Origin of the sequence: Streptomyces sp. H39-C1 (genome assembly GCF_027158125.1) — a bacterium.
Lineage (GTDB): Bacteria > Actinomycetota > Actinomycetes > Streptomycetales > Streptomycetaceae > Actinacidiphila > Actinacidiphila fildesensis.
Genome location: NZ_JAPVLS010000020.1, coordinates 34,536 through 54,301, shown reverse-complemented (window position 1 = coordinate 54,301; position 19,766 = coordinate 34,536). Strand labels below are relative to the sequence as shown.

At 73.1% G+C, this 19,766-nt stretch carries 21 protein-coding genes and 1 pseudogene; 11 read left to right on the top strand and 11 right to left on the bottom strand.

The features are described 5' to 3' along the window. Window positions 1-57 precede the first annotated feature (57 nt). From O3W51_RS15835 to O3W51_RS15825, 3 genes are all read right to left on the bottom strand, one after another. Window positions 58-1,359, bottom strand: a complete 1,302-nt coding sequence (locus O3W51_RS15835) for a sensor histidine kinase (RefSeq protein WP_138353810.1) — start codon at window positions 1,357-1,359, stop codon at window positions 58-60. A 59-nt stretch (window positions 1,360-1,418) separates the two neighbouring features. Then, a complete protein-coding gene (locus tag O3W51_RS15830; protein ID WP_138353735.1) occupies window positions 1,419-2,156 on the bottom strand; it encodes a hypothetical protein in 738 nt (245 codons plus the stop codon). A gap of 195 nt (window positions 2,157-2,351) precedes the next feature. Next, a complete protein-coding gene (locus O3W51_RS15825; protein ID WP_138353811.1) occupies window positions 2,352-3,095 on the bottom strand; it encodes an ArsR/SmtB family transcription factor in 744 nt (247 codons plus the stop codon). Window positions 3,096-3,148: 53 nt separating this feature from the next. On the opposite strand from O3W51_RS15825, the gene O3W51_RS15820 reads away from it, so the two are divergent. Together O3W51_RS15820 and O3W51_RS15815 are read left to right on the top strand one after the other, a co-directional pair. Next, window positions 3,149-4,153 (top strand): DMT family transporter, encoded by a 1,005-nt coding sequence (locus tag O3W51_RS15820; protein ID WP_198357137.1) that lies wholly within the window; start codon window positions 3,149-3,151, stop codon window positions 4,151-4,153. Window positions 4,154-4,250: 97 nt separating this feature from the next. Further along, window positions 4,251-4,424, top strand: a pseudogene (locus O3W51_RS15815) (LD-carboxypeptidase); the annotation flags it as partial. Window positions 4,425-4,505: 81 nt separating this feature from the next. Here O3W51_RS15815 and O3W51_RS15810 read toward each other — a convergent pair. Next, complete coding sequence (locus O3W51_RS15810) at window positions 4,506-5,531, bottom strand: NADPH:quinone reductase (RefSeq protein ID WP_138353737.1); 1,026 nt, start codon at window positions 5,529-5,531, stop codon at window positions 4,506-4,508. A gap of 210 nt (window positions 5,532-5,741) precedes the next feature. Here O3W51_RS15810 and O3W51_RS15805 point away from each other — a divergent pair, with 210 nt between their 5' ends. Together O3W51_RS15805 and O3W51_RS15800 are read left to right on the top strand one after the other, a co-directional pair. Continuing rightward, window positions 5,742-6,056, top strand: coding sequence for an antibiotic biosynthesis monooxygenase family protein (locus O3W51_RS15805; protein WP_138353738.1), 315 nt, complete (start codon window positions 5,742-5,744; stop codon window positions 6,054-6,056). Next, the gene (locus O3W51_RS15800; protein ID WP_138353739.1) at window positions 6,053-6,538 is read left to right on the top strand and encodes a group II truncated hemoglobin; all 486 of its coding nucleotides are present in this window, start codon (window positions 6,053-6,055) and stop codon (window positions 6,536-6,538) included. Before O3W51_RS15805 ends, O3W51_RS15800 begins: the two co-directional genes overlap by 4 nt. A 193-nt stretch (window positions 6,539-6,731) precedes the next feature. On the opposite strand, the gene O3W51_RS15795 is transcribed toward O3W51_RS15800, so the two are convergent. The 3 genes from O3W51_RS15795 to O3W51_RS15785 form a co-directional block, all read right to left on the bottom strand. Next, entirely contained in the window at window positions 6,732-7,163 is a 432-nt protein-coding gene (locus tag O3W51_RS15795; RefSeq protein ID WP_187144841.1) for a hypothetical protein, read from the bottom strand. A gap of 96 nt (window positions 7,164-7,259) precedes the next feature. Beyond that, on the bottom strand, window positions 7,260-8,147 hold the full coding sequence (locus O3W51_RS15790; protein ID WP_269286269.1) for a Gfo/Idh/MocA family protein: 888 nt from the start codon (window positions 8,145-8,147) through the stop codon (window positions 7,260-7,262). After that, a complete protein-coding gene (locus tag O3W51_RS15785; protein ID WP_138353741.1) occupies window positions 8,144-8,503 on the bottom strand; it encodes a 5-carboxymethyl-2-hydroxymuconate Delta-isomerase in 360 nt (119 codons plus the stop codon). The genes O3W51_RS15790 and O3W51_RS15785 overlap by 4 nt, the downstream gene beginning before the upstream one ends. Window positions 8,504-8,533: 30 nt before the next feature. On the opposite strand from O3W51_RS15785, the gene O3W51_RS15780 reads away from it, so the two are divergent. Beyond that, a complete protein-coding gene (locus tag O3W51_RS15780; protein ID WP_269286266.1) occupies window positions 8,534-9,181 on the top strand; it encodes a rhomboid-like protein in 648 nt (215 codons plus the stop codon). Window positions 9,182-9,315: 134 nt separating this feature from the next. Next, complete coding sequence (glnII, locus tag O3W51_RS15775; RefSeq protein ID WP_269286264.1) at window positions 9,316-10,335, top strand: glutamine synthetase; 1,020 nt, start codon at window positions 9,316-9,318, stop codon at window positions 10,333-10,335. Between the two features lie 81 nt (window positions 10,336-10,416). Here glnII and O3W51_RS15770 read toward each other — a convergent pair whose 3' ends face one another. Then, complete coding sequence (locus O3W51_RS15770) at window positions 10,417-12,636, bottom strand: MMPL family transporter (protein WP_138353744.1); 2,220 nt, start codon at window positions 12,634-12,636, stop codon at window positions 10,417-10,419. A gap of 216 nt (window positions 12,637-12,852) precedes the next feature. Between O3W51_RS15770 and O3W51_RS15765 the strand changes: the two genes are divergently transcribed. After that, entirely contained in the window at window positions 12,853-14,142 is a 1,290-nt protein-coding gene (locus O3W51_RS15765; protein WP_138353745.1) for a sensor histidine kinase, read from the top strand. 50 nt (window positions 14,143-14,192) lie between these two features. On the opposite strand, the gene O3W51_RS15760 is transcribed toward O3W51_RS15765, so the two are convergent. After that, entirely contained in the window at window positions 14,193-14,408 is a 216-nt protein-coding gene (locus O3W51_RS15760; RefSeq protein ID WP_138353746.1) for a hypothetical protein, read from the bottom strand. A 262-nt stretch (window positions 14,409-14,670) separates the two neighbouring features. On the opposite strand from O3W51_RS15760, the gene O3W51_RS15755 reads away from it, so the two are divergent. Continuing rightward, the gene (locus O3W51_RS15755; RefSeq protein WP_138353747.1) at window positions 14,671-15,318 is read left to right on the top strand and encodes a LuxR C-terminal-related transcriptional regulator; all 648 of its coding nucleotides are present in this window, start codon (window positions 14,671-14,673) and stop codon (window positions 15,316-15,318) included. Window positions 15,319-15,486: 168 nt separating this feature from the next. Continuing rightward, window positions 15,487-15,957, top strand: coding sequence for a hypothetical protein (locus tag O3W51_RS15750; RefSeq protein WP_269286259.1), 471 nt, complete (start codon window positions 15,487-15,489; stop codon window positions 15,955-15,957). Between the two features lie 70 nt (window positions 15,958-16,027). Here the strand turns inward: O3W51_RS15750 and O3W51_RS15745 are convergent, their stop codons facing one another. After that, window positions 16,028-16,558, bottom strand: coding sequence for a DUF1203 domain-containing protein (locus tag O3W51_RS15745; protein WP_269286257.1), 531 nt, complete (start codon window positions 16,556-16,558; stop codon window positions 16,028-16,030). A 118-nt stretch (window positions 16,559-16,676) separates the two neighbouring features. On the opposite strand from O3W51_RS15745, the gene O3W51_RS15740 reads away from it, so the two are divergent. Further along, a complete protein-coding gene (locus O3W51_RS15740; RefSeq protein ID WP_164294740.1) occupies window positions 16,677-18,656 on the top strand; it encodes a hypothetical protein in 1,980 nt (659 codons plus the stop codon). A gap of 4 nt (window positions 18,657-18,660) precedes the next feature. Here O3W51_RS15740 and O3W51_RS15735 read toward each other — a convergent pair whose 3' ends face one another. Then, a complete protein-coding gene (locus tag O3W51_RS15735; protein WP_269286254.1) occupies window positions 18,661-19,146 on the bottom strand; it encodes a GNAT family N-acetyltransferase in 486 nt (161 codons plus the stop codon). A 67-nt stretch (window positions 19,147-19,213) separates the two neighbouring features. On the opposite strand from O3W51_RS15735, the gene O3W51_RS15730 reads away from it, so the two are divergent. Then, complete coding sequence (locus O3W51_RS15730; RefSeq protein ID WP_187144843.1) at window positions 19,214-19,744, top strand: GNAT family N-acetyltransferase; 531 nt, start codon at window positions 19,214-19,216, stop codon at window positions 19,742-19,744. Window positions 19,745-19,766: the final 22 nt, after the last annotated feature.

Sequence of the window (19,766 nt, the reverse complement as noted above, 5' to 3'; positions counted from 1 at the left end):
CACTACCGGGCGGTATCGGATGGGCCCCACCGGGTGGGCTCTGCACGGGTGGTGGCGTCAGGACAGCGGGCCCGCGCCCGAGCCTGCCCCCGGGTCCGTGCTCTCCTCCGGGGTGGGGAGGGTGAGGGTGGAGACGGCGCCGCCGTCGGGCGCGTTGGCGAAGCTCAGCTCGGCCCCGATGGTGCGGGCCTGGCCGACGGCGATCGTCAGACCCAGGCCGTGCCCCTTGTTGCTGTTGCTGGTGGGCTCGGTACGGAAGCGCTGCGGGCCGTGGTCGATCAGATAGCCGGGATAACCGTCGCCGTGGTCCCGGACGGAGACGACGGGGCCGTCGACGGTGATCACCACCGGCGGACGGCCGTGCCGGTAGGCGTTGCCGATCAGGTTGCCGAGGACCCGTTCCAGCCGCCGCTGGTCGGTGATGAGGCAGATGTCGCGGACGACGCGCACCTCGGCGGACAGTCCCGAGGCGGCTACGGCGCGTTCGGCGAGCAGCCCCAGGTAGTGGGCGTCCGGTTCGACCTTCTCGGTACGGGAGTCGAGCCGGGAGATCTCCAGCAGGTCCTCGGTGAGCCGGCGCAGCGCCTGGACCCGGTCCTGGACCAGCTCGGTGGGCCGGCCGGGCGGCAGCAGTTCGGCAGAGGCGTGCAGACCGGCGAGCGGGGTGCGCAGTTCATGAGCCACGTCGGCGGTGAAGCGCTGCTCGCTCTGCAGCCTGAGCTGCAGCGAGGCGGCCATCGCGTCCAGCGCCGCGGAGACGGCGGCGACCTCGTCCTGGGCGTTGGCGGGACCGGCGGTGCGGGGATCGGCCACCCGGGCGTCGAGGTCGCCCGCGCTGATCCGGCGGGCGACGGCGGCGGTCCGGTGCAGTCGGCGGGTCACCCGCGAGACGGCGAAGATCCCGATCAGCAGGGTGCCGCCGATGGCCAGCACGGACGACAGGATGATCGCCCGGTCCAGCCCGCGGATGCTCTCCGCGCTGCGCGTGTAGTCGAGCGGTACTGCCAGCGCCTTTCCGCCGGCCGGACCCGCCGCCCACATCGTGCGGCGGCCGTCGACGTCGCCGAACATGGTGCCGCGCTCGCCGCGCAGCGCGAGGTCCCGGAGCTTGTCGGGCAGGTCCGGCGGGTTCAGCGCGGTGCCGCGGCGCAGCGGGTCGCCCGCTATGTACGCCTGGGTGGCGGTGTCGAGCCGGCTCAGGGCGGCGGTGCGGGCCTGGTGGACGGTCTGCCGGGTGACCATGACGTGCACGAGCATGCCGAGGACCACCGCGACGACGCAGCACATCGCGGTGATGAAGACGGCGGCCTTCCAATAGAGGGTCGCGGTCCAGGCCGGCAGCCGCCCGCGCAGTCTCATCGGGCGCTCGCGGAGGCTCACCGGGCGTTCGCGCGGCTTCACCGGGCGCTCGCGCAGCCTCATCGGGACCGCTTCCACGAGGAGTCGGTGTCGCCGCTGTCCGGTGCGTAGTCACGGCGGCCGTGGCGGGGCGGGGTGGCGCGCCGGTAGTCGTCGCTCTGGATGGCCATGGCCCGCGCCTGCGGGTCCCAGGCGTAGACCGTGCGCTGCTCGTACCCCTCGGAGGGAGTGGGCTCCTGCACGATGAGGTCCCCGCCGGCCACCTGGACGGACATCGGCTTCGTCACGGTGGCGAGGATGCGGGTGAGCACGCCGTTGTGGAGCGTGTAGCAGCGCAGTGCGAGGAAGCCGTCGACCATGTCGATACCGAGGACGGCGTCGGCCTTCCCATCGCCCGTCAGGTCGTAGTACTCGGGGCTGCGGATCGGGCATCCTTTGCGCCCCGCGGAGCCCTCCTCGCAGGCGTCGGCCTTCGCCGCGGTCTCCTCGTCGAGCGCGTCCGCCCCGGAGAGCGCGTCCGGAGCGACGGCCATCTCGGCCTGGATCACGGCGACAGGGTCCACGCTCCTGATGTCCCCAGAGGTCACCTTGGGTATGCCGGGCACCGGAACGGGCCGTTCGTTCTCCGACTCCCCGGGCGGCTCCGTGGCCGGCGGCCGGTTCGGCCACAGCTTGGCGGGGGCGGACGCGACGGGCGTCGGCCCGGCGCTCTCGGCGTCATTCGTCGCGGAGCACCCGGTCATCAGCACGGCGGCGCCCGTCCCCAGCAGGGCGAGCACGGTGCGGACGGCGGACAAGTCTCTCCCTGCGGCGGTCGGGGGGGGTGGGCGGATCGGGACGCGGATCGGTGCGCTGATCCGGGCGTGGATCGGGACGCGGATCGGTGCGTGCATCGCGATGATCCAGCTCCATTGTCCGACAGCCTCGTGCCGCGGGCCCGGCGCGGAGGTGTGCCGGTGGTCACGCCACCTCCAGCGGATGACGTGTGCCAGTCACGCCACCTCCAGCAGATCCGGCTCGATGCCCAGCGTCCGGTGCAGTTCTCCCAGGCCCAGCGGGGTGACCCGGACGGCGCGGCGGGTGCCGATACGGGTGGCCCAGCCCCGGTCGAGGACGAGGCGGCACAGCTCGGCGCCGGCCGTGCCGGCCAGATGGGGGCGGCGTTCCGTCCAGTCCAGGCAGGGCCGGGCGAGCGGCCGGCGGGAGGGCGGGGCGGGGCTGTCGTACGCGGACAGGTCGGCGCCGAGGCCGGTGAGCCAGACCAGTCCCGGCCCGGTGAGGGAGAAGCCGGCGTCCTGGCTCAGCAGGCCGCGCCCGGTCATCGCGTCGGTGATCGCGACCCCGAGCCGGCCGGCCAGATGGTCGTAGCAGGTGCGGCCCCTGGCCAGGGCCTGGCCCGCCGAATGGGCGCGCAGCCCGCCGCCGGCCGCCGCTTTAGGCGGCCTGACGTGGGCGGCCAGGTCCTCGATCATGCGGGCGGTGTCGGGGTCGGCGAGCCGGACGTAACGGTGTCTGCCCTGCCGTTCCTGGACCAGCAGGCCGCCGTCGACGAGCCGGGTGAGGTGCTCGCTGATGGTGGACGGCGCGACCCCGCAGTGCCGGGCCAGTTCGCCGGACGTCCAGGCGCGGCGGTCGAGCAGGGCCAGACAGACGGAGGCGCGGGTCTCGTCGGCGAGCAGCGCCGCCAGGGCGGCCAGGGTGGTGGGTGTGCGCGGACCGGTCATGCCGCCCATCATCGCCCCCCGATACTTCGGCACCCGCCGAAACGTCCGGCCCCTAGTTTTCCGGCATGGACTTCATGAGAACGCGTGGCGGACAAGGCCGGGGCCGGGAGCGCTGGTGGGACGCGCTCGTGCTGCTCGCGGTGATCTGGGGCAGCAGCTTCCTGCTGATGAAGGTGGGGGTGGGCGTCCTGCCGCCCGCCTACGTGACGCTGGTGCGGCTGGTCGTCGGCGCGGTGACGCTGCTGGTGTGGCTGCGGGCCACCGGCGGCCGGCTGCCGCGCGGCGCCAGGGTGTGGGGGCATCTGGCGGTGACCGGGGCGCTGGTGAACGTCGCGCCGTTCACCCTGTTCGCCTGGGGTGAGCAGCGGGTCTCCTCGGTCGTCGCCGGAATCTTCAACGCCGCGACGCCGCTGCTGACGATGCTGGTGGTGACCGTCGTCCTGCCCGGGGAGCGGCCGGGAGCGCGCCGGCTGCTCGGGATGCCGATCGGCTTCGCGGGCGTCCTGGTGGTCCTCGGGGTGTGGCGCGGCGCCGACGGCTCGGACCTGGCGGGGCAGCTGGCCTGCCTCGCGGCGGCCGGCTGTTACGCGGTGGGCTTCCCGTACGCGCAGCGCTTCCTGGCCGGGCGCCCCGAGTCCACCGTCTCGCTCTCCGCCGCCCAGGTCGTGGTGGCGACGGTGGAGGCCGCCGTCCTGGCGCCGCTCGTCTCCGGCGGGCTGCCGGCCACCGGCCCCGACGGCTGGACGCCGTCCGCCGTCGTCGCCCTGCTGCTGCTCGGCGTGCTCGGCACCGGGGTGGCGTATCTGCTGAACTACCGGATCATCCGCCGCGCGGGAGCCGTGGCCGCGTCCACCGTCACGTATCTGATGCCGCTGGTCGCGGTGGTGGCCGGGGCGGTGGTGCTGGGCGAGGGCATGACGTGGAACCAGCCGGTGGGGGCGCTCGTCGTGCTGCTGGGCGTCGCCGTCGGACGGCGGCGCGCGGGGAACGGGAGCGCGGCCCCAGGGGTCCGCGCCGCCCCGGAAACGCCTCGACCGGCCCGGGCCGCCGCTACTACGCTCGGCCGATGACCAGCCCCCGGTACCCCGCCAAACCACGTCCCGGCGACCGCGTCGCGGTGCTCTCCCCGTCGTCCGGCCGGCCCAGCTCGACACGGCGGGCCGGGAGCGGTACCGCGCCGATCAACGGGCCGCGGTCCTCCGGGCGCTGGCCGAGTACGCACCGGAGACGATGGCGGTCTTCGACGTGGACCTCGGGCACACCGACCCGCAGGTCGTCATCCCGTACGGCGGGCGGATCCGCGTCGACGGACCCGCCCGGCGTATCACGGTCGGCTACTGAGCCATGCCGCTCCGAGCCGTGCCACTCCGAGTCGTGCCACTCCAAGTTGTGCCCGGGCCGTGCCGCTCATCCGGCGGCCACTCATCCGGCGGCCACATCGATGAGGACCTTGCCGACCGCGTTGTTCTCGACGGCGGCATGCGCGTCGCCCGTCTTCTCCAGCGGGAAGCGGTGCAGCGGCAGCCCGGCGTCCTCGCCGACGCGCAGCGCGCCGTCCGCGACGGCGGCCGACACATCGGCGACGGCGTCGGCCTTCGCCCGCTCGGGGACGGTGTAGACGAGGACGCCCTGCCAGCGCAGGTTGGGCACCATCGCCTGCCGGACCGGGACGGTGATCTCGTCACCGCCGTTGTTGGCGTAGAACGCGATGACCGCGTTCGGCGCGGCGACGGCGTGGTCGATGACGGCGTTCACGGCGGGGGCGACCTCGACGATGATGTCGACGCCGTCGGGCACCAGGAGCCGGATCGTCGCGGCGGCGTCCTGGGTGCGGTAGTCGATGACGTGGTGGGCACCGGCGGCGCGGGCGAGTTCGGCCTTCCGCGTGCTGCTGACCGTTGTCACCACCGTGGCCCCGGCCCAGCGCGCCAGCTGGATCGCCGCGTTGCCGACCGCGCCCGCGCCACCCGCGACCAGTACGGTGCGGCCGTCGAGCGTGCCGGGGGCGAGGCGGTCGGGTCCGCCGTCCGCGAGCGTGAGGGTGCGGTGCGCGGTCAGCGCCGGGATGCCGAGGCTCGCGCCGAGGTCGAAGGACGCCTCGCCGGGCAGGAACACGGCCTGCCGGTCCGGGAGCACCACGTACTCCTGCGCGGTGCCCTCGCTGCGCTGCCAGGCCGCCTCCCAGATCCACACCCGCTGCCCGACGCGCTCGGGCGCCACGCCCTTGCCCACTGCGTCGATCACGCCGGCGCCGTCCTGGTTCGGGACCTGCTCGGCGCCGTCGTCCGGCCCGCCCGTCGCACCCTGGCGCGACTTCCAGTCCGTGGGATTGACGCCCGAGACATGGACCCTGACCCGGACCTCCCCCGGTCCCGGCGCCGGAATCGGGCGCTCGGTCAGGGACAGTACGTCCGGTCCGCCGGTGCTGGTGTGAACGATTGCCTTCATAGCCGTCATACCCGGTTACAAGGCCCGGAGCCCGCGGCTTCTTCCCGCGGTCCGGCGCACTAGGGGCTCCATAGGGCGGATTCCCGCCATCCGCTTGATCCGCCGACCGCGAAAGACCGTGGTTTCCGGGGCCCGGCGGGTGATCCTGGCCGAAGATCCCGCCGAGATCCCGTCGCGGGATCCCCGATCCTGAGCGAAGAAGGATGCACGATGACCGTCGAATACATCCGCTACCGCATCACCGACCCGGGCCGCCGTCCCGAATTCGAGAAGGCCTACGCGACCGCCGCCGAGCAGCTGGACCTCGCGCCGCAGTGTCTGGGCTACGAGCTCTCGCACGGCGTCGAGGAGCCCGACCGCTACATCCTCCGTATCGAATGGACCTCGGTGGAGGCCCATGAGCAGGGCTTTCGCGGTGGGCCGCAGTTCCCGCCGTTCCTGGCCGCGATCCGCCCGTACATCGGCGACATCGAGGAGATGAAGCACTACGAGCGCACCTCCGTGATCTCCGGGGACCGGGCATGAGCGCCCAGCCGGCCGCGACCGGCGGCGAGGGCGCGGAGCGCGGCAGTTTCTACGAGGCGCTGGGCGGTATCGACGGCCTGCGCAGGCTGACCGAGTCCTTCTACGTGGTGGTACGCGCCGATCCGCTGCTCGCCCCGGTCTTCGCGCACTTCACCCCGACGCACGTCGAGCATGTCGCGGTGTGGATGTCCGAGGTCTTCGGCGGCCCGGCCGGCTACACCGCCGAGCTGGGCGGCCACCCCGGTCTGATCCGCAACCACCTGGGGCTGTCCATCACGGAGGAACAGCGCGCCCGTTGGGCCGAGTTGATGATCGCCACGGCCGCGAAGGAACTGCCCGACGACGAGCTGCTGCAGCAGCGCTTCGCCGAGTACATCGAGTGGGGGACGCGGATCGCGCGGTCGGTCTCACAGCCGGGCGTCGAGCCGGGCAACCCGGGTCCGGTGCCGCAGTGGGGCTGGGACGGCCTGAAGAAGCACTAGGCCGTGTTGCGAAAGTCCCGCCTGGCCCACGACGCCTGGCACGCGCCCTCGCGGCGTTGTCGGGCTCGTCCACGTACGTCCAGTACAAGGACGACCCTCCGCCTTGCGAGCGCACGCACCAGACGCCGTGGGCCACGCCCTCCGGGCGAACGGCGCTCCTTTCGAAACACGCCCTAGCCGCGGCCGGCAGAACCTAGGACCGGGACGCCGCCACGAAGAGTCCGCCGGCGGGCTGGGCGGCGTTGTACAGCGGCTCCGGGGCGAGGTCGGCGGCCTCGGGTTCCGGCAGTACGACGGCTCCGGCGCTCGGGGTGATGCGGGGCCGGCGCGGCGAGCGGTCGCCGGACGCACCACCGTGTCCGCGGTGCACCAGGAGGCCGTTGACCGGGTCGGGCGCGGCGTCGAGCGCGGCCAGCGTGCCGGGCAGTTGGCGCCAGGCCTCCCACTGCCATTCCTCGCGGAAACGGACCTCGAGCACGACGCCCCAGGAGTGGGCATGCCACTCCCAGCTCAACGCGCCGTTGGTGACCGCCGATTCAATGAGCGACTCCGCATGGGCATCGCGCCACTGTGCGGCGGAGGTCCTGGCGTTGAGGATCTCGATCGACCACCAGTCCGCAGCCATGTCTTCGACGATAGACACGCGGGCGGCGGACGGCTAGGGCGTAGGCCGAAGGTCGGTGCCGGGCGGGTTGCTCCGACCCGCCCGGCTTCCGGTCCGTCAGCGCTTGGCGAGGGCTTCCTCCACCGCGGCGAGCGACTCGGTGAGGCGCAGCGCGAAGCGCGCGTCGCAGGGGTGCGGTTGTCCGGTGCGGGCGGCGGTGATCAGGGCGTCGATGGCGTGGTGCAGCGCCTCCACCGCTCCCTCGCCGAGTTCGGGGAGCGTGAGCACACCGCGCTCACCGCGCAGTTCGACGGTGACTCCGGCGGCCGGTTCCGGTGCGGTCAGGCTGAGGGTGGCGGTGCTGGCCGCCCCGCCCGCGTGGCGCAGCGCCAGATGGACGGTGTCGCCGCTGCCGCTGACGGCCGCGACATCGGTGACGTCGCCGAACACCGGCAGGAGCACGGACAGGGCATGCGGTCCGACGTCCCACAGCGCGCCCTTCTCGCGGCGCCACGGGGAGGCCGCGAACGGGCTGTCGCCGCCGGCGAAGACCGAGCCGAGCCAGTCGGCGCGGCCGGTGAACCAGCCGCCCGCGGCGGCCTGCTCGTCGACCCACTCCCCCGTCGTCCGGTCGAAGCGGACGGTGAAGAAGACGACGGACGCGACGCCGGACGCCTCGGCGGCCTCGACGACCGCGCGTGCTTCACCGACGGTCGCCGCGAGCGGCTTGTCGAGCAGCAGATGGCGGCCGGCCGCGGCGGCGCGGGCGGCCAGCGGGGCCTGGACGTCCGGGGGCAGCGCGATCGCGACGGCGTCCACGTCCGCGATCAGGGCGTCCACGTCGTCATAGGCGCGGGTGTCGAAGCGCGCCGCCAGGTCAGCCGCGGCCTCGGGCCTGCGGCCCCATACGCCGTTGAACTCGACCCCGGGGTGGCCGCTCAGGGCGGGCGCGTGGGCGATCTCCGCCCAGGGGCCGGTGCCGAGCAGGCCGACGCGGAACGTCATGAGGAGTGCCGCTGGTAGCTGGCGCGGTCGAGGTCACGGATCTCGACGGAGCTGTGGACGGTCAGGCCGGGCGTCGCGGCGGTGTGCTCGCGGGCGAGGGCGAGCACCGCGGTGCTCAGCTCCAGCTTCGTCTCGGGGGTGCGGCCGTCCAGCAGCGCGACCTGGATGTGGATCATCGCCTCGGCGGTCCCGCCGTCCGAGATGACGATCTCGTCCAGCGGGCGGAAGCGGGTCTTGCAGCCGGACACCTGCGCGTCCGCGATCTTGGCGACCAGCGGGTGCAGGGCCTGTGCGAAGCCCTGGCGGTCGAAGGTGTCGGTGAGGGTGGCGGAGTAGTCCACGGCTATGTGCGGCATGTCGGCAGCGTACTCAGTGATGATGGACCGATGCCCACCTTTGATCTCCCCGGACGCCGCCTCGGAACCTCTGGAGGCCGCCCCGGCGCCCGGCCGCTCGCCCTCGCCCGCAGGGCGCCCTGGGCGTCCTCGGCCTATGTGGCCGCCGTGCAGTCCGGGGCGTACGCGCTGCGCCCGTTGCCGGAGGCGGACCGCCAGGCGGTGCTGCGCGCGCACTCCACCAATGTCGACAACCTGCGGGCCGGTCGCTGGCACACCCTTCTGACCAGCGCGTTTCTCGTGGAAGAGCCCCTCGATCCGGCGCACGGGGCAATACTGTTGGGCATTCTCGGCGGGGCCGAGACCGTCTGGGGATCGCGCCGGACGGCCGCGGTGTTCGCGTTCGGCCACCTCGGGGCGAGCCTGTTGGTATACGGCGGCCTCCGCGCCACGGACGCCTCGAAGGAGACGCGGTCGGCGGTGGACGTCGGAGCCAGCTACGGCCTGAACGCGGTGCTCGGGGCCGCCGCCGCCTCGCTCCCGCACCGCGCCGCACGGGCGGTGGCGGCGGCCGGCGTCCTGGGGCTCGTCGTGCGACCCCTGGTGCGGGAGGGGCGTACGTTCACCGACGCCGGGCATCTGGCAGCACTGCTGCTCGGTCTGGGCGCAGGTCACAAGGGTGCGTTCACACGGGGTTAACACAAGGGACACAGCCGGGAAAAACGTTCTTGCCATGCTGCCACCGGCTCGATCAACGGCGCTCGGCCGACACCCCTCGTTTCAGTGCACTACTGCACCCGCGAAGACAGTGGCTTGTTAAAGGATGGCGCCCCGTGACCTACAAGGCTGAGTACATCTGGATCGACGGCACCTCGCCGACCGCCAAGCTTCGCTCCAAGACGAGGATCCTGGCCGACGGCGCCGAGCTCCCGACCTGGGGCTTCGACGGTTCCAGCACCAACCAGGCCGTGGGTCACGCATCGGACCGCGTGCTCAAGCCGGTGTTCTCCTGCCCGGACCCGATCCGCGGCGGCGCCGACGTCCTCGTCATGTGCGAGGTGCTCAACACCGACATGACGCCGCACGAGAGCAACACCCGTGCGCCGCTCACTCCGATCGCCGAGCAGTTCGCCGGCCAGGAGCCGATCTTCGGCATCGAGCAGGAGTACACCTTCTTCGACGGCGCCCGGCCGCTCGGCTTCCCCGTCGCCGGCTTCCCCGCCGCGCAGGGCGGCTACTACTGCGGTGTCGGCTCCGACGAGATCTTCGGCCGGGACATCGTCGAGAAGCACCTGGAGAACTGTCTCACCGCGGGCCTGGCGATCTCCGGCATCAACGCCGAGGTCATGCCCGGCCAGTGGGAGTTCCAGGTCGGCCCGGTCTCGCCGCTGGAGGTCTCCGACCAGCTGTGGATCGCGCGCTGGCTGCTGTACCGCACCGCCGAGGACTTCAACGTCTCCGCCACCCTCGACCCGAAGCCGGTCAAGGGCGACTGGAACGGCGCGGGCGCGCACACCAACTTCTCCACCAAGGCCATGCGCGAGGGCTACGAGGCGATCATCACCGCCTGCGAGTCCCTCGGTGAGGGCAGCAAGCCGCTCGACCACGTCAAGAACTACGGCGCCGGCATCGACGAGCGCCTGACCGGTCTGCACGAGACCGCCCCGTGGAACGAGTACAGCTACGGCGTCTCCGACCGCGGCGCCTCGGTCCGCATCCCGTGGCAGGTCGAGGTCGAGCAGAAGGGCTACATCGAGGACCGGCGTCCGAACGCGAACGTCGACCCGTACGTCGTGACCCGCCTCATCGTCGAGACCTGCTGCACCGCGCTGGAGAAGGCCGGCCAGGTCTGAGCTTTCACCGCTGCATGACAACGGCTGAGGGGCCCGTCGAGTCGACGGGCCCCTCAGCCGTTGTGCTGTCGCCGGTGGTGCTCAGCGGACGCCGGTGGGCGCGCCCGCGGCGTACGCGTCCCGGGCGGGCGGGGCCGGGACGGCCTCCTCGCCATGGGACATCTTCGGCAGCCGGCCCAGCCACCGCGGCAGGTACCAGTTGCGCTCGCCGAGCAGGACCATCACCGACGGGAGCAACAGCACCCGCACCACGGTGGCGTCCAGGAACACCGCCACGGCCAGGCCGACGCCCATCTGCTTCATGTCCTGCATCGACAGCGTGGCGAAGACCGCGAAGATCGCGACCATGATCGCGGCGGCGCTGGTGACCGCGCCCGCCGTGGAGCGCACCCCGTCGCGGACCGCCTCGGTGGTGCTCATCCCCCGGTCGCGGGCCTCGCGGATCCGGGACACGACGAACACGTGGTAGTCCATCGACAGGCCGAACAGGACCACCAGGACGAACAGCGGCATCCAGCCCTCGATCGCGCCCACCGATTCCGTGCCGACCAGGGACGCGCCCCAGCCGTGCTGGAAGACCGCGGTCATGACACCGAACGCGGCGCCCACCGACAGCAGGTTGAGGAGGATGGAGGTGACCGCCACCGTCACCGAGCGGAAGCTGAACAGCATCAGCAGGAACGTCACGCCCATGATGAAGACGAAGACCGGGACGATGCCGCTCTTCAGCTGGCCGTTGAAGTCGACGGAACCGGCCAGATCACCCGTGACGTAGGCGTGCTCGGCGACCGGGCCCAGGGTGTGCGGCACCAGGTCGTCGCGCAGGGTGGCCAGGGCGTGCTCGGAGACGGCGTCGCTGCCGTTCCCCGCGAGCGGCACCTCGATCACCGCGATGTCCTGCTCCGCGTGGACCGCGGTGGTGACGCCCTTGCCGAACTCGTCCGACGCGGCGGCCTTCGCCGTGAAGCCGGCGATCGCGGCCTTGACGCCGGGCGCCTCGATGTCCGGGGCCTGCACGACGATCCTGGCCGGTGCGGGACCGCCGGGGAAGTCCGTGGTGATCTGCTCGAAGGCGGTGCGCAGCGGGGCGTCGGCCGGCAGTTGCTTGTCCATGCCCAGCGACTCGGTGTGCATCCCCAGCGCGGGGACGGCCAGCGCCAGCAGCACTCCGGCGCCCAGCACCGCGAAGATCTTGGGCCGGGCGATGACGGGCCGCAGCACGGCGCCGGAGATACGGCCCGCGGGATGCCGGCTCCTGTGGGCACGGCGGGCCCGGGACGCGCGGCCGAAGCGCGGCAGCCGGCCCCGCTCGACCCGGTCGCCGAGCAGTGACAGCAGGGCGGGCAGTACCGTCACCGAGCCGAGCATCGCGGTGAACACGACGAGGATCGTCGCCATCGCGAAGCCCTTGAAGAGCAGCAGGCCGGACAGGAACATGCCCGCCATCGCGACCATGACCGTCAGCCCGGAGACCAGTACCGCCCGGCCGCTGGTGGCCGCGGCGATCCGCAGCGCGGTCTCGGCGTCGTGTCCCGTGGCCCGCTCGTCCCGCTCGCGGCGCAGGTAGAACAGGCAGTAGTCGACGCCGACGGCCAGGCCCATCAGCAGCATCACGGAGCTGGTGGATTCGAAGATGTGCAGCTTGTGGCTGCCGAGCGCCAGCAGGCCGCCGGCCCCGATGAACGCGGTGACCGCGAGCCCGACCGGCAGCAGCGCGGCGACCAGGGCGCCGAAGGCGACCAGCAGGATGCCGAGCGCGAGCGGTACGGCCGTCCACTCGGCCTTCGCGAAGTCCTTGGTGATGACGTCGCCGAGCCACTTGCCGGCGCTGGCGTCCCCGAACTCGTCGATCAGGACGTCCTGATGGCCGTCGCGGACCTTCTGCACGGCGTCGAGCACCGGCTGCACGCGGTCGCCCGCGTCCTCCTGCTTGCCCTTCATCTCGAAGCGGATCAGCGCGGAACGGCCGTCCTGGGACGGCAGCGCCGCCTGCACGGTCCCGACCTCGCCGGTGGCGCCGACCCCTTCGGCGACCGCTTTCGCCGCCGCCTTCCACTGTCCCGGGCCCTCGGAGCGGACCAGGACCATCTCCCCGGCTGGGTGCTCCAGGCCGTGCTCCGCCAGGATCCGGTCGGCGGCGGCCGAATCGCCGGCGCCGTTCTCGTACGACTTCATCTGCGTCGTACCGACCATGCCGCCGATGACCGAGGCCACCACCACGAACAGCAGCCAGCCGATGATCGCCGTCTTGCGGTGACCGGCGCTCCACGCACCGAGCCGTGCCGCGAGATTGTCCTTCATCTCGTCGCTCCCCCAAGGATTCAGTAGATTTTTCCGACCCCTTGAAGGTAGGAATTCGGCGCTGCCGGCCCCAGCCGTCCAGACCCCCGGTCGCGATGGTGGCGCCAGGTACACCCCCCTGGGGGGCCACCGCCAGTGACCTGCGCGGACGCCGTCGGCAGACTGGGTGGTGCCAAGATGGCGACGCAGACGGTGGACCGAACGGGGAGGGCGGCCATGAACATCCGCAACGCGGGACTCGCAGGTATCAGGGGGCTCGCCCTGGCAGTACTGGGCCTCGTCGAGTCGATCGTCCTCTTCGTGTTCGCCGTGCTGTCGATCGCCTTCATCAGCCTCGGCGTCGGCATCTTCACCACCCCGTGGATGATCGCCAGGGTGCGCGACCGGGCCGACCACCGCCGGGAGCTGGCGCTGCGCTGGTCGGGTGTCGAGATCGCCCGCCCGTACCGCCCCGCACCGGAGTTCCGGCCGGGGATCGCCGGCAGCTGGCGGCGGCTGGAGTGGGTGCTGACCGACCCCGCCACCTGGCGTGACCTGCAGTGGCTGCTGGTCGACATGACGGCGGGCGCGATCCTCGCGTACCTCACGGCCGGGCTGTTCCTGGAGGGCGCCTTCGGCTGGGTGCTCGCCGCCTCCGTGTGGCGGCCGATCGTGACGGCGGGCGGGACGTACTGGTACGCGTTCATCCCGGTCTCCGACCAGACGACGGCCGTCCTCGCCGCCCTGCTCGGCACCGTCTGGATCCTGCTCGGTCTGCGCTTCTCCCCGACGCTGCTGCACCGCCACGCCCTGCTCACCCGGGCCTTCCTCGCCCCCACCCCGGCGGCACAGGAGGAGGCGCTCAAGCGGCGGGTGGCCCGGCTGGCGGAGACCCGCTCCGACGCGGTCGACAGCTCCGCCGCCGAGCTCCGGCGCATCGAACGGGACCTGCACGACGGCGCCCAGGCCCGGCTCGTCGCCATGGGCATGAACCTCGGCATCGTCGAGCACCTCCTCGAGCAGAACCCGGAGAAGGCCCGGAAGATCCTCTCCGAGGCCCGCCAGTCCTCCGCCGACGCCCTCACCGAACTGCGTGACCTGGTGCGCGGCATCCACCCGCCGGTCCTCGCGGAGCGCGGACTCGGCGACGCCGTCAGGGCGCTGGCGCTGCGCGGCCCGATCCCGACCGACGTCAACGTCGACCTGGCCGGCCGCTTCGAGGCGCCGGTGGAGTCGGCCGCCTACTTCACCGTCTCCGAGCTCCTCACCAACGCCGCCAAGCACTCGGGCGCCGAGCGCATCTGGATCGATCTGCGGCACGAGGACGGCATGCTCCGGGTCTCGGTCACCGACGACGGCAGCGGCGGCGCCGATGTCTCCCGCGGCACCGGTCTGCAGGGCATCGAACGCCGGCTCGGCGCGTTCGACGGGGTCCTGGCCGTGAACAGCCCGGTGGGCGGCCCGACCATGGTGACGATGGAACTCCCGTGCGCGCCGGCCGCCCCGGCGGCGAACCAGGTGCGCTAGCGCCGGACCGTTGACCTCACGTCGCGAGTGGCCTCCGACCCCGTATCGGGTCAGGGGCCGCTGCGGTCTCCGGTCCGGTCTCCGGTCCGGTCGCCGGTCCGGTCGCCGCATCCGGCTCGGCGCCAGGCGCGGCGGAGCCGGTCGAGTTCCGCCAGCTCGGCCCGGGTCCAGGCCACGTTGGAACGCTCCCGGACGAAGCGGCGGATCGCCTCGTTCGCCGCGGACACCGGACTCTGGTCGGAGGCGGACGGTGGCGGGACGGACATGCCCCTCACTGTGGAGTAGCGGTGTGACAGCCGTGTGAGGCGGGATGAAGAGCTGGATGAAGATTCACTGTCGCGTACGGGACGGGTGCGAGGTGGTGTGACGGGTGTGAAGGGGCGGGGTGGGATCCGCCCGCTCGGACCGGTTGTCAGAGGTGGCCGCTACGGTGGCCGTATCCCATCAGCGCTGGCTGCGCCGGGAGGGCCCCGCCGACAGCGCGGCGGGGCCCAGCACCGTCCCGCCCCCCGCCACCCTGGAGTTGCCGTGCGCGTCGTCCTCGCCGAAGACCTCTTCCTGCTGCGCGACGGACTGGTCCGGCTGCTGGAGGCGTACGATTTCGAGATCGCCGCCGCGGTCGACAACGGGCCGGAACTGCAGCGCGCCCTGGTGGAGTTGCGGCCGGACGTAGCGGTGGTGGATGTGCGGCTGCCGCCGTCGTTCACCGACGAGGGACTGCAGGCGGCGCTGTACGCCCGGCGCGAGATCCCCGGCCTTCCGGTGCTCGTGCTCTCCCAGCATGTGGAGCAGCTGTACGCCCGGGAGTTGCTGGCCGACGGCAGCGGCGGGGTCGGCTATCTGCTGAAGGACCGGGTGTTCGACGCGGACCAGTTCATCGACGCGGTGCGGCGGGTGGCCGGCGGCGGTACGGCGATGGATCCGCAGGTGATCTCGCAGCTGCTGGCCCGCAATGTACGCAATGAGCCGTTGGGACAGCTGACGCCGCGCGAGAGCGAAGTGATGGGTCTGATGGCCGAGGGCCGGTCCAATGTCGCGATCGCGGAGCGGCTGGTGGTGACCGAACGGGCCGTCGCCAAGCACACGTCCAACATCTTCGCCAAGCTCGACCTGCCGCTGTCCGACGACGACAACCGCCGGGTGCTGGCCGTGCTGGCCTACCTGGACCGTTCCTGAGCCGGACCGTTCCTGAGCCGGACCGTTCCTGGGCCCGGCCGTTCCTGGGCCGGACCCGTCCTGAGTTCCTTGCGCGGCGCCGCCCCGCGGGCGGCCGCCGCCGTGCTCGACTGACCGGATGCACGAGACACCTCCCCCGGAGTCCCTGCCGAGGACGTCACCGAGACCATGGCGGAACGGCTCAAGGAACGGATCTACGCGACGATCACCATGATCGCCGTCGTCGTCGGCCTCACCATGGTCGACGACCTGGCGGCGGGCGACGCGGCCGTGTCCGTCGCCGCCACCTCGCTCGGCCTGTGGCTGGCCACCCTCGTCGCGGACGACCAGGGGCACCGGGCCGTCCACCACCGCTCCACCACCTGGCCGGAGTTCCGCCGACTGCTCTACGTCAGCAGCCCGTTGCTGCTCAGCGCCGCCGGCCCGCTGATCCTGATCGGCGTGTCCGCGACCGGGGCGATGGCCCTGCACACCGCCCTGGTCGCCGCCGCAACGGTCGATGTCGTCGGGCTCTTCGCCTGGGGCTTCCTCGCCGGTGTCCGGATGGGCGGCGGCATGGTGGCCGCGCTGGTCGCCGGCACGCTGGACACGGCGATCGGCGCGGCCGTCGTACTCGTCAAGCTCACCGCGGGCCACTAGGGCGTATTGCGAAAGTCCCGCCTGGCCCACGACGCCTGGCACACGCCCGCACCTTTACACCTCCGGGGATTCACCCCGCGCGGCGCACCGCGAACAGGAAGCAGCCGAATTCCACTGCGCGGACGTGCACCAGGGCGACCTCCGGGTCGGTGAACATCGCGGCCAGCTCCGCGTCCGCGGCGCCCGCCGCCGCCTCGTCGTGGCCGATCCGGACGAGGCGCCCGCCCAGGATGCGGCCGTCGGCGCTGTAGGCGCGGAAGACCCGCTGGGTGCCGTGCATCGCCGGCGGGTAGTCGGCGTCGGACGGCGGGCCGGGGCAGCCGTCGGCGTCGGCGTGCACGAACACCGGCCCCAGTTCCACGTACGGGCCCGGGTTCGCGCCGGTCTCCGCCGCCCAGTGGCGCAGCGGGGCGTACGAGAGCAGCGCGATCCGGTCGCCGGGCGCCGCGTGCCGCAGGCAGCAGCGCAGCGGGGCGCCGCCCTCCTCGTCGGTGCTCAGCTCGGGCGCCCGGCCCGCGTCGTCGGTGTCCCGCAGGCGGGTGAGCAGGGCCGGGTCGATGGCGAAGGTGCGGAAGGCCGTGGTCCCGTGGGTGATGGTCATGGGTCGACGATCGCTCCGGACGCGGCCGGGATCCGGCGGGAATCGGACGTCGCGCTGTGGGGGACGCGGCGCGCGGCGCATTGAGTGACCATCGCACCATTCACTCGTTTGACGGCGTGTGGACACATCGGAAGCGACAGCGGCCGGACCCGTGGAGGTCGAGGTCGAGGAGGCCGAGGCCTCGATCGTCGAGAACTATCCGCACCTGGTGCGGCTGGCGTATCTGACGCTGCCGGCCGCTCTCGGCCGGCACCGCAGGGTGCTGGCCGCGCACACCCTCGTGCAGCGGGCGCTGCCGCGCGGGCGGCGCGCGCCCGACCCGGTCGCCGCGGACGCGGGCGGCCCGCGCGGTGGCCCGCCCGATCCGGCGTACGCGCTGGTGCGCCAGGAGGTGCTGCGCGGGGCGGTGGCGCACGGCGCGGAGGACGGGTGGCGGAAGCGGGCCCACGAGGCGCGCGGCTGGCTGCCGTTGCCGCATGTGTGGGGGCTGCGGCTGCACCCCAAGGCGGGCGGTACGGACGAACTCGCCCTGGACCGTTCGCTCTCCGCGCTCGGCAGTCCCGCCCGTGCCGCGTTCGCGCTGAGCGCCCTGGAGGGGCTGGCCGAACGCGAGGTGCGGCAGGTGCTGGCCGCGGCGGGCGTCGCGGATCCCCGCACCGCTGTCGCCGAGGCGGCCGCGGCCGCCGGTGAGGGCGGCGAGCCGGTCCGGGCGCTGCTCGGCGGGGGCGAGTTCGACCCGTGCACGGTGCAGGCGCGGCCGACCGATCTGCTGCGCCGCCGGCAGCACATGCGGGCCGCGGGCCTCGCGGTCGCGGCCGTGGTGGTCGCGGCGGTGCTGCTGCCGCTGGCCGGCTCCGACGACGGCGACCCCGGTTCGTACGCCGCCGGGACGCCCGCCGGATCCGCGAGCCCGCTGGAGTCGTCGGCGCTGGTACGGGCCGACACCGCGCTGTGGGAGCACACGGCACGGATGGACTTCACCGCCTGGCCGGCCCGGGGCGGCCGGAAGGACGACACCGACCTGCTGCGCCGCGCCCTCGCCGTGTGGTCGCGGCCCGGGGAGCGCGTCCAGGTCTCGGCGACCCCCGGGACCTCGCGCGGCCTGCCCGCCCAGCCTCCGCAGCTGCTGTACGCGGGCGATGTGGGCGAGGCGGCCGTGGTCGTGCTCTACGACGGGATGCGGATCGTCCGGTACGCGGAGCCGCAGGACGGCAAGGGCTTCGCCGCGCTGGACTTCGCGCGGGTGGACGACGCGGACGTCACCACCGGTGCGGCCGTCGTCGTCGGCCGCGTCGACGGCAACACCCGCTTCCTGACCGCCCCCTGGGTCGACGACGCGCAGACCCGCGACCTGCTCCAGCCCAACCGTGCCGGACAACCGCTGCACGTCGCGGCCGATGGCGTCACCGACCCCGTCCGCAGTCCGGGCGCGGGCGCCCCTGCGGGCCAGTGCGGGACGGCGTGGCCGGTGCTGCAGTTCCGCTCCTCGGCGAAGGTCGTCGAACAGCACTCGTTCCTGCTGACCGACCTGGGCGATCTGACCCCGGTCCATCTCACGTACACCCCGCCGCCGGGCGGCACGTCCGCCCCGGCCCGGCAGCCGCGCGAGGCCACCGGCTCGCAGGCCCTGCTGAACTGGGCGCACAGCGCGTGCCGGCTCGGGGCGCTGCGCGGCCAGGGCGTACGGGCCGTCAACAACTGGGAGTTCGCCGAGCAGCGGTTGCCCGAGGGCGGCGCACCCGCGTCGTGGGTGTGCACGCGGACGGACACCTGGCGCGGCGCCGGGCAGGCGATGGTGCAGTTCCAGCCCCCCGGCTCGTCGCCGACCGCTCTCGCGGCGGTGGCCGCGCAGGCCGAGGACACCAACGCGTGCAGCCGGTTCGGCCAGCACGTGCTGGCCGGCGTCATGTGGAAGTCCCCGGCCGGCCACTGGTTCCTGCTCGCGGCCGGCAGCCGCGAGGTCACCAAGGTCTCGGCCACCGGCGGCGTCCGCGCGAGCGCGGACGGCCCGCTGCTCGCCGTCCGCGCGGAACGCGGCGCGAACGCCAAGCTGACGGGCCGGCTGACGACCGGCAGGACCCTGGACGCGCTGGGGTAGCGACTCAGCGGCTGGGGACGGCCAGGGACATCGTGACGTGGTCGTCCACGTGGCTGTCCTCGGCCCAGCCCTGGCGGGCGTAGAACGCCTGGGCCCGCCGGTTGGGCCCGAAGACCTCCAGCCGGGCGGCGGTCACGGCGGCGTCCTGCCAGGCCGTGACGCACGCCCGGTGCAGGGCGCTGCCGAGGCCCGCCCGCCAGAGCTCCGGGTCGACGTGGAACTGGAAGAGCTTCTCCTCGCCGGGCCGGAAGCCGAGCACCGCGAAGGCGACCACCCGGTCCTCGCGCAGCACAGAGAGCACCTTGCGGTCGGCCGACCCGATCGCGCGCTCGGTGCCTTCCCGGCAGCGGCGCAGTTCGTCGGGGCCGTTGTACGCCTCCTCGGGGAGGTGCCCCTCGTAGTACCTGGCGCGGGCCCTGCGGTGCACGTCGGCGATACTGTCCAGGTCACCGGGATCGGCGTCACGGATCGTGACGGATATGGCGTTCATGATCCCCTGGACGTCCCCTCGGGGGTGGCCGGTTCCGGGCCGGGGGCTCCGGGTGAGAATGACGGCCATGAGCGATCTTCAACGAGATGGTGTGATCTTCCGGCAGGCCACCGAGGACGACGTACCCGCCCTCGTCGCCCTGTACGACGGCGCCGCCCGCTGGATGCAGCGGCACGGCATCGACCAGTGGAAGCCCGGCCAGAAGAGCGAGGACCACTTCCTGCTCCGTATGAAGGAGGGCGAGGTCTGGCTCGCCGACACCGGCGCCGCCGCCCCGGTCGGCGGCTGGGAACTGTGGTGGGACGACGAGCCCGCCTGGGGCCCGCAGCCCCCGGTCGCGGGCTACATCCACCGCCTGATGACCGACCGCGCCACCGCCCCGCCGAACCTCGGCCGCGCGATGCTCACCCACGCTGAACACCGCATCACCCGAACCGGCCGCACCCTGAGCCGCCTGGACTGCGTCTCGACCAACCCCCGCCTGCGCGCGTACTACGAGTCCGCGGGCTACACCGTGACCGGCGAACAACCCCTCAAGGACGGTGGCAAGGGCAGCAGGTACGCGGTAACCCTCCTGGAGAAACGGCTCGTCGACTGACGAGACCCGCCCCCCGGGTGGG

Bases quoted from the DNA above. Each gene is read 5' to 3' on its own strand.
- O3W51_RS15835 (WP_138353810.1), bottom strand. From the start codon at position 1,359: ATGAGACTGCGCGGGCGGCTGCCGGCCTGGACCGCGACCCTCTATTGG.
- O3W51_RS15825 (WP_138353811.1), bottom strand. From the start codon at position 3,095: ATGATGGGCGGCATGACCGGTCCGCGCACACCCACCACCCTGGCCGCC.
- O3W51_RS15820 (WP_198357137.1), top strand. From the start codon at position 3,149: ATGGACTTCATGAGAACGCGTGGCGGACAAGGCCGGGGCCGGGAGCGC.
- O3W51_RS15810 (WP_138353737.1), bottom strand. From the start codon at position 5,531: ATGAAGGCAATCGTTCACACCAGCACCGGCGGACCGGACGTACTGTCC.
- O3W51_RS15805 (WP_138353738.1), top strand. From the start codon at position 5,742: ATGACCGTCGAATACATCCGCTACCGCATCACCGACCCGGGCCGCCGT.
- O3W51_RS15800 (WP_138353739.1), top strand. From the start codon at position 6,053: ATGAGCGCCCAGCCGGCCGCGACCGGCGGCGAGGGCGCGGAGCGCGGC.
- O3W51_RS15795 (WP_187144841.1), bottom strand. From the start codon at position 7,163: ATGGCTGCGGACTGGTGGTCGATCGAGATCCTCAACGCCAGGACCTCC.
- O3W51_RS15790 (WP_269286269.1), bottom strand. From the start codon at position 8,147: ATGACGTTCCGCGTCGGCCTGCTCGGCACCGGCCCCTGGGCGGAGATC.
- O3W51_RS15785 (WP_138353741.1), bottom strand. From the start codon at position 8,503: ATGCCGCACATAGCCGTGGACTACTCCGCCACCCTCACCGACACCTTC.
- O3W51_RS15780 (WP_269286266.1), top strand. From the start codon at position 8,534: ATGCCCACCTTTGATCTCCCCGGACGCCGCCTCGGAACCTCTGGAGGC.
- O3W51_RS15770 (WP_138353744.1), bottom strand. From the start codon at position 12,636: ATGAAGGACAATCTCGCGGCACGGCTCGGTGCGTGGAGCGCCGGTCAC.
- O3W51_RS15765 (WP_138353745.1), top strand. From the start codon at position 12,853: ATGAACATCCGCAACGCGGGACTCGCAGGTATCAGGGGGCTCGCCCTG.
- O3W51_RS15760 (WP_138353746.1), bottom strand. From the start codon at position 14,408: ATGTCCGTCCCGCCACCGTCCGCCTCCGACCAGAGTCCGGTGTCCGCG.
- O3W51_RS15750 (WP_269286259.1), top strand. From the start codon at position 15,487: ATGGCGGAACGGCTCAAGGAACGGATCTACGCGACGATCACCATGATC.
- O3W51_RS15745 (WP_269286257.1), bottom strand. From the start codon at position 16,558: ATGACCATCACCCACGGGACCACGGCCTTCCGCACCTTCGCCATCGAC.
- O3W51_RS15735 (WP_269286254.1), bottom strand. From the start codon at position 19,146: ATGAACGCCATATCCGTCACGATCCGTGACGCCGATCCCGGTGACCTG.
- O3W51_RS15730 (WP_187144843.1), top strand. From the start codon at position 19,214: ATGAGCGATCTTCAACGAGATGGTGTGATCTTCCGGCAGGCCACCGAG.